Below are 11,674 nucleotides of genomic sequence, written 5' to 3'. Positions count from 1 at the left end.
TGAGGCGCCGGCGCCGTCGTCCCCGGACGACCCGCACGCGGTCAGACCGCCCGCGACGGCGAGGACCACCAGGCCCAGACCGGCGGCGCGCCGGCCCTTGTCGAGGCTCTTCATATCGTTCTTCCTTTCGACGGCCGGCTTCCGGCCGCTGTCATCGAAAGCTCGGGTGGGGCTCAGGTGAGCTGGATGTAGTCCAGCTCGGCGTATCCGGTCCCGCCGTTGAAGTAGGGGGACCCCTTGGCCAGGCGGATCACGTTGTAGCCCGCCCGCAGGTTCACCGTGGTGCTCACCGTCGCGCCGAACTGGCTCCAGCCGGCCGTGGGCGGATAGCTGACCGTCGTCCAGGCGCCGCCGTTGTACGCCAGCCCCTGTGTCGCGGTCGCCCCGGTGCCGTTGGCGTAGCCGATGGTCATCGTGTACGCCCGGGCCGTGGGCACGTTCACCACGAAGTCGACGTAGCTGTCCGTGGTGTGGTCACCGTTGTTGTTGTCGATGCGCCCGACGTAGCCGCCCTCGGACGCGCTGGAGCTCGTCAGCCTCTGGGCGCGGAAGACCGAGGCGTTCTCCGCCTCGTAACGCTGCTGGTAGGACGGCACGCCGCTGACCGGCTGGACCACCAGGTTGTAGGCGCTGGTCGCCGACATGTTCGGCACCGAGACGCTGATCTCCCCGTTGCTCACGGTGTAGGCGCTGGTCGAGATGGTCGTGGGCGCGGTCACGGCGGTGAACCGGCCGCTCGCGGGGGTCGACTGCAGGGTCACCCGCACCGAGGAGCCCAGCGGGCCGATGCCGGTGACGCGTACCGTGTTGGTGCCCGACTCGTTGCCGAAGACCACGTTGACGATCTTGCGGGTGGAGTCGTAGGAGGCGAAGCCGTCCAGCCCGGTCTGGGTTGCCGGAGTGGTGGCGACCATGCGGCCGGCCATGTCGCCGTACCACTTGTACAGCCACCATGTGCCGGTGGGCTGGCTGTTGTTGACGACGAGCCCGTTCATGGTGCCGTATTCGTACCAGAACGCCCGGTGTGCCATCTCGACGCCGGCACGCTCGAACTTGGCGACGTAGCTGGCGACCCTGCCGGGCACGTCCACCTCGCTCGTCGCGGCGTACTCGTTGATCGCGATGCGGCGGGGGCTGATGCCGAGCGAGCTCTCCAGTGCGCGGTAGTCGGCGATGTGCGCGGCGATGGCGGTGGGGTCGCCCAGCTCGTGCCAGCAGATGACGTCGGGAAGTGTGCCCGCGGCCTTGGCGCTGCTCAGGAACGACGACAACCAGGAGCGGTTGTAGTAGGAGGTGCTCGGGCCGACGATCGGCGTCGTGGTGTCGAGCGCCCGCACCGCCCGGTAGGTGCGCGTCCAGCCGTCGTTGAACGACCCGGCCGCGGAGGTGTTCCAGGTCCAGTCGGGCTCGTTCCACAGCTCCCAGCCGATGACGTTGGTCACCGTGGTCGCGTTGCGGCGGGCCCCGACCATCGTGTTCACCTTGGCCAGCCAGTCGTTCCAGCTCACCCACCGATAGGGGAAGTCGGGGTAGATGTCCGGCATCCGGATGAACTCCCCCGCCCCGACGCGGGTGGCCTGCGGGGCCACGAGCAGCGAGTCGCCGCCGGGCGGCTGGCCGTTGGGCTTCTGCCCCACGCCCGGCGCGGGCTGCGTCAGCGAGTCGACCTTCAGCGGCAGCAGCGCGGAGTCGGCCGGCCTGCTGCTTTCCGCCAGGCCGTACAGGCCGCCGGACGCGACGTGGGTGACGGGCCGGAAGGGCTGGGCCACGTTCACCGTCAGGGTGGCGCCCGCCGCCTCGGCGGGCGCCGGCGGGACGAGCGCCCCGATAAGTGACGCCGTCAGTGACACGGACAGCGATGCGGCCAGCGCGGGCAGCGGGGTCGTGCGTCGGGGTCTGCGCATTACCTACCTCGCTCTTTCTGGGGCTCAGGTGGGGGGTGGAGAGGAGGTGAAGCCGGGGACCGCCCGCCCCGATTCCGGCGGCGCGCGCCGCGGGCGGTTCCCGTGTCGCCGCGGGCCGCATGGCGTGCGGCCCGCGAGGTCACGACGTGGCGACCGGGATCCAGACCCGCATCGGGCCCTCGCTCCGGTTGCCCCACAGGAAGTACGGCACCGCCGTGAGCGTGAGCGGCGTGCCCGGCCGCTCGCGCCTCCGCCCGGTGACGTACAGCGAGTCGCCCGCGTGGGCGACCTGCCCGCCGAGGTTGATCACGACCGGGATGTCCGGCAGGTCCTGCCGGTGAATCGCCGTGATCGGCGCGGCGGGGTCCAGCCGCACGTCTTCGAGGACCGTGCCCGGCGGCAGGTCGGCCTGCTCCAGGCAGTACACGAGCGGGCCTCGTGCCAGGGCGACGCAGCCCCGCACCGCGTCCACGCGCGGATGCGCGGTCACGTGCCGTACGGGCATGTCGAGGTCGAGGACGACCGTCGTGCCGGGTGCCCAGACCCGGGTGAGCCGGATGTAGCCGTCCCGCGCGGGGGCCATCACCGGGCCGCCGTCGATCCTGACCGTGTACGCGTCGCACCAGGCCGGCACGCGCAGCGAGAGCGTCCAGGGGACGGCGGTCTCGCCGCTCACGGTCAGCTCGATCCGGCCCTCCCAGGGATATTCGGTGCGTACGTCCACGCTGACGGCGGCGCCCGCGACCACGGCGTCCACGCTGCCCGAGGCGTACAGGTGGATCTGCAGGCCGTCGTCGTGGGCGGTGGCCAGATAGCCGTGCAGTGAGGCCATCAGCCGGGCGATGTTGGGCGGGCAGCAGGCGCACGAATACCAGGGCAGCCGGCGCGCCGCCGCCTCCTCGCCCGAGCTCGTGTGTCCCGTGCGCAGTTGGAGGGGGTTGGAGTAGAAGAAGTGCCTGCCGTCGGACGACACGGCGGGGGCGACCGCGTTGTAGAGCGCCCGCTCCATCTCGTCGGCGTAGCGGGCCCGGCCGGTGGCCAGCAGCAGCCGCCAGTTCAGGTGGACGCTCGCGATCGCCGCGCAGGTCTCGGCGTAGGCCCGGTCGGCCGGCAGCTCGTACGGGTCGCCGTACGCCTCATCGCGATGGCGCGAGCCGTGCGCGCCGGTGACGTAGGTGCGCCGGTGGACGGCGTCCTCCCACAGCCGCTCGGCCGCGTCCAGCAGCATGTGGTCGCCCGTCTCCACGCCCACGTCGACCATCCCGGCCAGCAGGTAGAGCTGGCGTACGGCGTGGCCGGTGACCTCGCGGGCCTCCCGTACGGGCACGTGGTCCTGGTAGTAGGCGGGCCCGAACCGCCCGTGCCCGAGCAGCCCGCGTCCGCGCAGGTCGAGGAACCGGCGCGCGAGGTCGAGATAGGGCCGGTGACCGGTCAGCCGATAGAGCTCGGCGAGCGCCGTCTCGACCTCCGGATGCCCGCAGACCTCCTCTACGCCGTCCGGGCCGAACCGCTCGACCAGCAGGTCGGCGAACCGCCGGGCCACGGTCACCAGCTCGGGGCTCACGCCGGTGCGGGCCGCGGCCACCGCCGCCTGGAAGAGATGGCCGGCGCAGTAGAGCTCGTGGCTCCAGTCGGGCTTGCGCCACCGCTCGTCCGGCGCGACGACGGTGAAGTAGGAGTTGAGGTAGCCGTCCGCCTGCTGGGCGCGGGCGAGCAACGCGACCGTGTCCTCCACGAACGACCGCAGCGCCTCGTCGCCAGGCGAGGTGCCCAGCTCCCAGGCCGCGGCCTCCAGCGTCTTGTGGACGTCTGAGTCGGCGAACCACATGCCGGCGAACGCCGTGTCCTGCTCGCCCGCGGCGGCGCGGAGGTTGCCGATGTTCCCGGCGCGGTGCAGGTTGTCCACGCAGTGCGGCAGCGTGTCCTCGGCGTTGCGCCGCTGCCACTGCCCCAGCAGACCTCCCGGATCGAGACGGGCCTGGTCCGGGCCCAGCGGCCACAGCGCGGCGACCGCCCCGGGCCCCGGGGACACCGGCCCCGCAGGATCACGGAGGCCGGCCGGGGAGGTCACCGGGGAGGTCTCTGAGAACTTCTGCTCAGTCATGCCTGATCTTTCGTGGAGCCATGTGGTCGTGCAGACGCGGACGGCCGGCCGAGGCGAGCCACCCTGCTGCCTGGCGAAGCGAGAAGCCGTGCGGCGAGTCGCTTGCGCGATAGGAAACTAGGAAAAGGATTGCCGTCACGGTATCCAACCGGCTTCCAGACCGTCAATAGCCTGTTTCCGCGGTGTTACAGGGGCTTCGTCGTCGCACGTACGGCCTATAGAGTGGGGATCAGGCAACCCTCAGGGAAAGTGGAGGAAACGTGGGAAAGCTGGAGCGTCATGCCACGATCGCCGACGTCGCGGCGCTGGCCGGGGTGTCGGTGGGCACGGCCTCCAAGGCGCTCAACGGACGCGGATCGCTGCGGGAGGAGACCCGCATGCGCGTCCGGGAGGCGGCCCGGCAGCTCAACTTCGAGGCCAACGCGGGCGCCCGCAGCCTGCACTCGGGCCGCACCTACACGGTCGGCATGATCACCACCGACACGATCGGGCGGTTCAGCATCCCCGTGCTGATGGGCGCGGAGGACGCGCTGGGCGCCGGGGAGATGTCGGTCTTCCTCTGCGACGGGCGCGACGATCCCATCCGTGAGCAGTACTACGTCAAGACCCTCCTCAGCCGACGGGTCGACGGCATGATCGTCACCGGCCGGCGCACCGAGGCGCGGGCGCCCATCGGCGCCAACCTGCCCGTGCCCGTGGTCTACGCCTTCATCAGCTCCGCCGACCCCGGCGACTGCTCGGTGGTCCCCGACGAGGCGGGCGGCGCCCGTAAGGCGGTCGAGCACCTCCTGGCCGTCGGGCGCACCCGGATCGCCCACGTCACCGGGCCCGAGCACCACAACTCCGCCCGGGTGCGCGCGGCGGCCGCCGCCGAGCGCCTGGCCGAGGACGGGCTGTCCCTGGTCGCGCCGCCACTGTTCGGCGGATGGAGCGAGGTGTGGGGCCGTCAGGCCGTCGGCATCCTCCTCGCCGGCCGGTCCGAGTTCGACGCCGTCTTCTGCGGCAGCGACCAGATCGCCCGGGGCGTCTGCGACGCGCTGCGGGCCGCAGGACGCCGGGTGCCCCAGGACGTCGCCCTCATCGGCTTCGACAACTGGGACGTCATGACCGAAGCCTGCCAGCCACCGCTGACCAGCATCGATCTCGACCTCGAAGGGCTCGGCCGGTCGGCGGCGGAGATGCTCCTGGCCGCCATCAACGGCTCCCCCTCCCCCGGCCGGCACGCCCACCCCTGCCGGCTCGTGGTGCGGGAGTCCACCACCATGCCGCTCCCGTGACCCGTCCGGCCGCTCCGCCGTACGACGAGGTCAGCGGTGGAGCGCGTCCGGGGCGTCCTGCTCGACGAGGAAGCCTCCGGACTGGTGGTGCCAGAGCCGGGCGTAGGGGCCGTCGGCCTGGAGCAGCTCATGGTGGCTGCCCTGCTCCACGATCCGTCCCCGGTTGAGCACGACGAGCCGGTCCATGCGGACGACGGTGCTCAGGCGGTGCGCGACCACGAGCGCCGTACGGTCCTCCATCAACCGCCACAGGGCTTCCTGCACGAGGATCTCGCTCTCGGAGTCGAGCGCACTGGTCGCCTCGTCGAGCAGCAGGATCGGGGCGTCGCGCAGGATGGCGCGGGCGAGCGCGATGCGTTGCCGCTGGCCGCCGGAGAGCTTGACGCCGCGCTCGCCGACCAGGGTGTCGAACCCGTCCGGCAGCGACTCGACGAACTCCGTGACGTGTGCCGCCTCGGCGGCCTGGAGGATCTCGGCCTCGGTGGCGCCCGGCCGGGCGAACGCGATGTTGTCGCGCACGGACCGGTGGAACATGGCGGGCTCCTGCGGCACGTACGCGATCAGGCTGCGCAGATCGGCCTGACGCAGCCGGGTGATGTCCTGGCCGCCGATCAGGATCCTGCCTCCGTCGATGTCCATGAGCCGCAGCAACAGCCGCGTCAGCGTGCTCTTGCCGCCGCCCGACTGGCCCACCAGCCCGATCCTTGCGCCGCTGGGGATGTCGAGGTCCAGGCCGTCGAACAGGTGCGCGCCGCCGCCGTACGCGAACCTCACCCGCTCGAAGCGGACGCTCGCGTCGGCGGGGCGCAGCGGCTGCGGATCGGCCGGATCCACCACGGTCGGCGGCACGAGAAGCAGCTCGGTGAACTGTGCCGCCTCGGTGAGCACGCTCTCGACACGCCGGTAGATCTGGTTGAACTCGAACATGATGCCGATCGTGTTCGTGTAGTAGGTGAACGTCACCACGATGGCCTCCACGCCGAGGCCGCCGCGCAGCGCCACGGCGAGGAGCAGGCCCACGGTGCTGGTGAGCACCGACAGCGGGGCGACGACGGTGTCCACCCGGAGGTTGCCGTAGTCCCAGGACCGCAGGGACAGCTTGCGCTGCTCGGCGATCCTCGTCCGATATTCGGCGGCTTCACGCTCCTCCGCGGCGAACGCGCGGACCGTGTCCATGTTGGCCAGCACGTCGGCGACGTGTCCCGACACCCGCACCTTGGCGGCCTCGCGCTTCTCGACCAGCGCCTGACGACGGCGGATGAGCGGGACGACGAGGAACCCGGTGACGATGACGAGGCCCACCAGAACGATGACCAGCAGCGGGTGATATCGCCACAGCACCACCGAGGCGAAAACCAGGGGCACCAGCTTGGCGACGACCGAGAAGGTGAGCGTGTCGACGAACTCCTCGTACCTGGAGGAGAACCCGATGACCCGCTTGGTCAGCGAGCCGGCGAAGTTGTCGTGGAAGAACGCGGCGTCCTTGGCCAGCAGCTCGTCCATGCCCACCACGCCGAGCCGCTCGATGCCCCGGGCGTCGGTGCGGTTGAGGAAGTGCAGCCCGACCCGCCACAGTGCCTCGCCCGCCAGCAGCATCGCGCCGAAGCCCAGCACGTACGGCAGCAGCGCGCCGACGGTGCCGTCCCCGCCGCCGGCCAGATGCCCCACGAGCCCGGCCACCGCCAGCGGCGCCAGGTAGAACAGGCAGATGTTCCCGATGGCCGGCAACGTCAGTGCGGGTGCCGCGACCCGCCATTGGCGCCGCAGCTCGCCGAAGTAGTAGTGCAGCACCAGCAGAACCGCCGATTTGCGCGTAGATGGGCCGCTATCTCCGTCCTCGATCGACCCCAGCGCCGTCATGAGCCCTCCCCCGAACGCCGAACCCGCCGTGGTCATGGTCTCTCAGCGTGTGACGGGAGAGCGAACGATTTTCTGCGCCCCGGGCGTCGTCCGCGCGCCCGAGCGGGCGTCGTTCCCGCGTGTATGCGGGCGTCGTTCCCGCGTGTATGCGAGCGCTGTTTCCGCGTCCTGGCGGGCGTCGTTCCTGCGCACGTACGGGGAACGGAAGCGATAGGGCCGGGCGGCATCGTCCCACGTCACACGGCAGGCCCACGCCGCCCGTGTCCGTCCCGACGGCACCAGGAAGAGAGGACGCGCCGATGGCCAAGGAGATCTTCGTGGCGTTCGGGATCGACGTCGACGCGGTCGGCGGCCGGCTCGGCTCCTACGGCGGTGCGGACTCCCCGTGCGACATCTCGCGTGGCCTGTTCGCGGGCGAGGTGGGCGTGCCGCGGCTCAACGCCCTGCCGGCGAAGTACGGCCTGCCGGCGACCTGGTTCTGGCCCGGCCACTCCGTCGAGACCTTTCCGAGCAGTTCGAGCAGGTCGTGGCGGCCGGACACGAGATCGGCGTACACGGCTACAGCCACGAGAACCCGATCGCGATGAGCCGCGAGCAGGAGTCGGCCGTGCTCGACCACTGCATCGACCTCATCGAGACGCGCACCGGCCGGCGCCCCACCCGGTACGTCGCGCCGTGGTGGGAGTTCTCCCCGGTCACCAACGAGCTGCTGCTCGACCGCGGCATCAAGTGCGACCACTCGCTGATGCACCGCGACTTCGAGCCCTACTACGTACGCGTCGGCGACACCTGGTCGAAGATCGACTATGACGGGGACGCCCGCGAGTGGATGAAGCCGCTCGTACGCGGGGAGGAGACCGATCTCGTCGAGATCCCCGGCAACTGGTATCTCGACGACCTGCCGCCCACATGATGTTCGTCAAGACCAGCCCGAACAGCCACGGCTTCGTCAACCCGCGGCACGTCGAGGAGGTGTGGCTCGACCAGTTCGAATGGGTCCACCGCGAGTCGGACTACGCCGTCTTCACCATGACGATCCACCCGGACGTCTCGGGCCGCCCGCAGGTCCTGCTCATGCTGGAGCGCCTCATCGAGCACATCGGCAAGCACCAGGGCGTCCGGTGGTCCACGTTCGACGCCATCGCGGACGACTTCACGGCCCGCCACCCCCGATCATGACCCGTACGCCGCCGAGCCCCGCAGCCGCGCGGCCCTGCACTGTGCGTCGTCCGCTGCCTGCTCTCGCCTCACGCCCGCAGCCGCTGGGCCTGTCCGCGCGCCGCCCGGGCCTGCCCTGCGCATCGCCCACCCCCGCGCCTTCGGCCTTACTCGTGTAGTCGTCGGGCTCGTCCGAGGCGGTGGTAGGTGAAGGCCCAGCGGTCTTCGCCTACTTGGCGGCGGGTGTAGCGGTCGGGGTGCTGGTAGCGGTCGCGGTTGTGGAACTGGCAGGCCGGGCCCAGCAGCTTCAGGTCCGTGAGGCCGCCGGTGCTCCAGTTGTCGGCGTGGTCGATCTGGCACATGGTCGCCGGGAGGGGGCAGCCGTCGATCCAGCAGGTGGCGTACCGGGCGAAGATGGCCCGGCGCTGGGCAGGGGTGGCCAGGCGGACCTTGCGGCCCATGTCGAGGACCTGCCCGTCGGCGTTCATGACGATCCGGACCAACGTGCTGGTGCGGGCGAGCCGGTGCACGCTGGAGACGGGCAGCACCTGCCCGGTCGCCAGCAACAACCCCGGCGCTGTCCCCGGTGCCATCCCCAACGACGCCCCCAGCAACGTGCCTGCCGACGCTCCCAACGCCGACCCCAAGAACGCCCCGGGCATCGCGCCCGCCGACGCACCCGGAGCTGCTCCGGGTGACGCACCTTGCGCCGCTCCCCGTGCCGCTCCTTGTGACGCCTCTTGCGCCGTCCCCGGCGTCGCTCGCCCGGCTCCCGCTGCTGTTCCCGGAGTTCCCGCTGCCTGCGTCGCGCACGAGCACCGCGCGTCGCCACTGCACCGCCACGCGCCTTGGCTGCCGCACCGGCACGTGCTCTGGCCATGCCGGCAGTCCCCCGCAGTCCGAGGCCCAGCGTGGGTGTGATGAGCGGAGACATCCTCGGGAGGAGGATCCGGCCGCGCCGAACTCGAAGCCGTCGCACCCGAAGGCACTGTGTCCGAAGAGGCTGTGTCCGAAGGGACAGCGTGCGAAGGGGCTGTGTCCGAAGGGGCAGCGTGCGAAGGGGCAGCGTGCGAAGGGGCAGCGTGCGAAGGGGCTGTGTGCGAATGCCCGCCATCGTGAGCAGGCCATGCTGACGCACCCCGCCGGGCGTGGGTTGCTCCGGACCGGGCCGCGCCGCGAACGCAGCCATCGCCCTCTGCAGGCGCGGTCGTGTCGCACTCGGCAGAGCGGTTGCTCGCGGTGTCGTCGTCCTCGGCGGAGTCGGCGTTCGCGGTGTGGTCGCCCTCGATGCAGGCGGTGTTCGCGGTGCTGCGCGGCTCGCACTCCCCGGGCCGCCGCTCACCGGCCCCGCACTCACCGGCTCCCCAGCCACGAGGCTCCTCATCGCGAAGTCCGGTCGCGACGTCGCCGGAGCCAGCGGCAGGGTCGGTGGCGGGGACAGCCTCAGCAGTGTCGAGCTCGTCCGGGGTCTCGGGGCCGTCGGTGCCGCCCGCAGCACCCGGATCGCCCATCACGTCGGAGACGGCGTCGTCGGCCTGGCTGGGGTCGTCGGCGCTTCCGGTGGCGTCGGGGGCGTAGGCGTTGGTGTCGTCGGCGCTTTCGGCACCGGCATCTGTCCCGGCCTCGCCAGGAGCACGGTCGCCCGTGTCGTCCCGGCCTTCCTCGAAGCCCCCGGCATCCCGCGCGTTTTCGACGTGGTCGGCGGGGTCGTCGGCGCTCTCCGCACCGGCATCTGCCCCGGCCTCGCCAGGAGCAGAGTCGCCCGTGTCGTCCCGGCCTTCCTCGAAGCCCCCGGCATCCCGCGCGTCTTCGACATGGTCGGTGGTGTCGTCGGCTTGGCTCGGCTCGTCAGTGCTTCCGGCAGGGTCGGGGACGTAGTCGCTGGGGGCGCTGTCGCCGAGGTCTGCGAAGTGGTCGCTGACCTCGTCGTCGGCGGCAGGGTCGGCGGTGTCTTGGGTGGCCGGGTCGGTCTCTTCGGTGGCCGGGGCAGCGGGGTCTTCGGTGGCCGGGTCGGCGGGGTATGGGTTGTCGGCGGTGGGGTCGGTGGTTTCGGGGTCGGTGGGGAGGGATTCGGCGCTGACCACGACGAGGAGCTCGGCGGCGATCTTCTGCTCCAGCAGGGCGATCAAGGCGTCCGCCTGGCGCACCGTCAGCGGGCGGTCATCCCCCTGTGCCCTCAGCTTGGCGTACGCCTGCAACAACGCCATCAACCGGGCGCCGGCCTCACGCGGCAGGTAGAACTCCCCTTCCACGCCGCCGCCCTTGCCCGGGCGGACCCGCAGGAACCGCCGCCCGTAATCGGCCCGCTCATCCCGCTCTTCCCCATCGGGGTCCAGCACCGCCCGCAGATGGCGGCCGGCCTTGGCGACCTCCGCCGCCCCCGCTTTGCCGGCCAGGTCCACCAGGATCGGCTCCGCCAGGCCGGCCTGCTCATCCGATAGCCCGACGACGGCGGCGCAGATGGCTTCCACCACCCCGGCCGCCAGCTCCCCTGTGGCGAACTTCTCCCGCACGACGGGGAGGCGGGGCAGTTCCGCGCCGAGGGTGAGCAGGCGACCAGCTCCGCCCACGGTCATCCCGGCGGCGGTGCGTAGCCAGCAGCGGGTGGAGGCATGGCCGTGCTGCTTGGCCTGACCTGCTCGGTGGACCCGGCCGACGCGGTCGGCCAGGGCGCTGGTGATCCGGTCGCGGGCGAACAGCAGCTCTTCCGCCTCGGCCAGGCACATGTCCACGTCATCGGGAAGCGGCGTCAGCGCCAGCTCTTGGGCCACCTCACGAACCGACCCCACCACCACCCACGACGACCGCACACCACCCCGACCACGACCACGACCGCCCACACCGTCGGAAGCACCCGCACCCGCACCTGGGCCGGCCGCGCCAGCAGCGTCCGGGCCAGCAGCGTCCGGGCCAGCAGCGTCCGGGCCAGCAGCGTCCGGGCCAGTGGTACCTGCGCCGTCGGCAGCACCACGCGCGGCACCAAAGCCAGCGCCAGCAGCGCCAGCAGCGTCCGGGCCAGTGGTATCTGCACCGTCGGCAGCTCCACGCGCGGCATTCGCGCCAGCGCCGTTCGTGCCACCGACATTCTCACCGGCGGATGCCGCACCGTCGGCGGCCCCGCACGCGGCACCAGAGCCAGCGCCGTTCGCGCCATCGGCAGCCGCACCAGCACAAGCCCCACGGGCGGCACCCGCGTCAGATCCCGCGCTGTCGGCGGTCCAACATGCGGCGTTCGCGTCAGCGCCGTCCGTGCCAGCACCGCTCATGCCAGCGGCATTCGTACCGGTGGCCGCCCCACTCGTGGCATCCGCGCCGTCGTTGGTTGTGCTATCGGGATCGGTGCCTGGAACGTCCGCGCCTGGGGCGTCCGT

The 11,674-nt window shown here is 71.6% G+C and carries 9 protein-coding genes; 4 read left to right on the top strand and 5 right to left on the bottom strand.

The features are described from left to right. Positions 1-173 precede the first annotated feature (173 nt). Complete coding sequence (locus HCK04_RS37650; RefSeq protein WP_142652200.1) at positions 174-1,904, bottom strand: CBM35 domain-containing protein; 1,731 nt, start codon at positions 1,902-1,904, stop codon at positions 174-176. A 139-nt stretch (positions 1,905-2,043) separates the two neighbouring features. Next, positions 2,044-4,008, bottom strand: a complete 1,965-nt coding sequence (locus HCK04_RS37645) for a beta-L-arabinofuranosidase domain-containing protein (protein WP_142652198.1) — start codon at positions 4,006-4,008, stop codon at positions 2,044-2,046. Between the two features lie 260 nt (positions 4,009-4,268). Here HCK04_RS37645 and HCK04_RS37640 point away from each other — a divergent pair, with 260 nt between their 5' ends. Next, a complete protein-coding gene (locus HCK04_RS37640; RefSeq protein ID WP_221890030.1) occupies positions 4,269-5,285 on the top strand; it encodes a LacI family DNA-binding transcriptional regulator in 1,017 nt (338 codons plus the stop codon). Between the two features lie 30 nt (positions 5,286-5,315). Here HCK04_RS37640 and HCK04_RS37635 read toward each other — a convergent pair whose 3' ends face one another. Beyond that, positions 5,316-7,181: an ABC transporter ATP-binding protein gene (locus HCK04_RS37635; RefSeq protein WP_240972187.1), complete on the bottom strand. Its 1,866-nt coding sequence runs from the start codon at positions 7,179-7,181 to the stop codon at positions 5,316-5,318. Positions 7,182-7,444: 263 nt separating this feature from the next. On the opposite strand from HCK04_RS37635, the gene HCK04_RS43185 reads away from it, so the two are divergent. The 3 genes from HCK04_RS43185 to HCK04_RS43175 are packed head-to-tail and all read left to right on the top strand — an operon-like array spanning position 7,445 to position 8,324. Beyond that, complete coding sequence (locus HCK04_RS43185) at positions 7,445-7,732, top strand: hypothetical protein (RefSeq protein ID WP_240972190.1); 288 nt, start codon at positions 7,445-7,447, stop codon at positions 7,730-7,732. Beyond that, a complete protein-coding gene (locus HCK04_RS43180; protein ID WP_260617543.1) occupies positions 7,672-8,058 on the top strand; it encodes a polysaccharide deacetylase family protein in 387 nt (128 codons plus the stop codon). Before HCK04_RS43185 ends, HCK04_RS43180 begins: the two co-directional genes overlap by 61 nt. Beyond that, positions 8,055-8,324 carry a hypothetical protein gene (locus tag HCK04_RS43175; RefSeq protein WP_240972186.1) on the top strand — a complete coding sequence of 90 codons (270 nt, stop codon included), beginning with the start codon at positions 8,055-8,057 and terminating at the stop codon, positions 8,322-8,324. Before HCK04_RS43180 ends, HCK04_RS43175 begins: the two co-directional genes overlap by 4 nt. Before the next feature lie 146 nt (positions 8,325-8,470). Here the strand turns inward: HCK04_RS43175 and HCK04_RS37625 are convergent, their stop codons facing one another. Further along, entirely contained in the window at positions 8,471-11,074 is a 2,604-nt protein-coding gene (locus tag HCK04_RS37625) for a DUF222 domain-containing protein (protein WP_142652196.1), read from the bottom strand. Then, positions 11,053-11,484, bottom strand: coding sequence for a hypothetical protein (locus HCK04_RS37620; RefSeq protein ID WP_142652194.1), 432 nt, complete (start codon positions 11,482-11,484; stop codon positions 11,053-11,055). Before HCK04_RS37620 ends, HCK04_RS37625 begins: the two co-directional genes overlap by 22 nt. Positions 11,485-11,674: the final 190 nt, after the last annotated feature.

Source organism: Microbispora sp. CL1-1 (genome assembly GCF_012034195.1).
In the GTDB taxonomy this organism is placed as follows: domain Bacteria; phylum Actinomycetota; class Actinomycetes; order Streptosporangiales; family Streptosporangiaceae; genus Microbispora.
Note: the sequence above shows the minus strand (reverse complement) of the source record. Positions and strands in the feature narration are given on the sequence as shown.

Bases quoted from the DNA above. Each gene is read 5' to 3' on its own strand.
- HCK04_RS37635 (WP_240972187.1), bottom strand. From the start codon at position 7,181: ATGACCACGGCGGGTTCGGCGTTCGGGGGAGGGCTCATGACGGCGCTG.
- HCK04_RS43185 (WP_240972190.1), top strand. From the start codon at position 7,445: ATGGCCAAGGAGATCTTCGTGGCGTTCGGGATCGACGTCGACGCGGTC.
- HCK04_RS37650 (WP_142652200.1), bottom strand. From the start codon at position 1,904: ATGCGCAGACCCCGACGCACGACCCCGCTGCCCGCGCTGGCCGCATCG.
- HCK04_RS37645 (WP_142652198.1), bottom strand. From the start codon at position 4,008: ATGACTGAGCAGAAGTTCTCAGAGACCTCCCCGGTGACCTCCCCGGCC.
- HCK04_RS43175 (WP_240972186.1), top strand. From the start codon at position 8,055: ATGATGTTCGTCAAGACCAGCCCGAACAGCCACGGCTTCGTCAACCCG.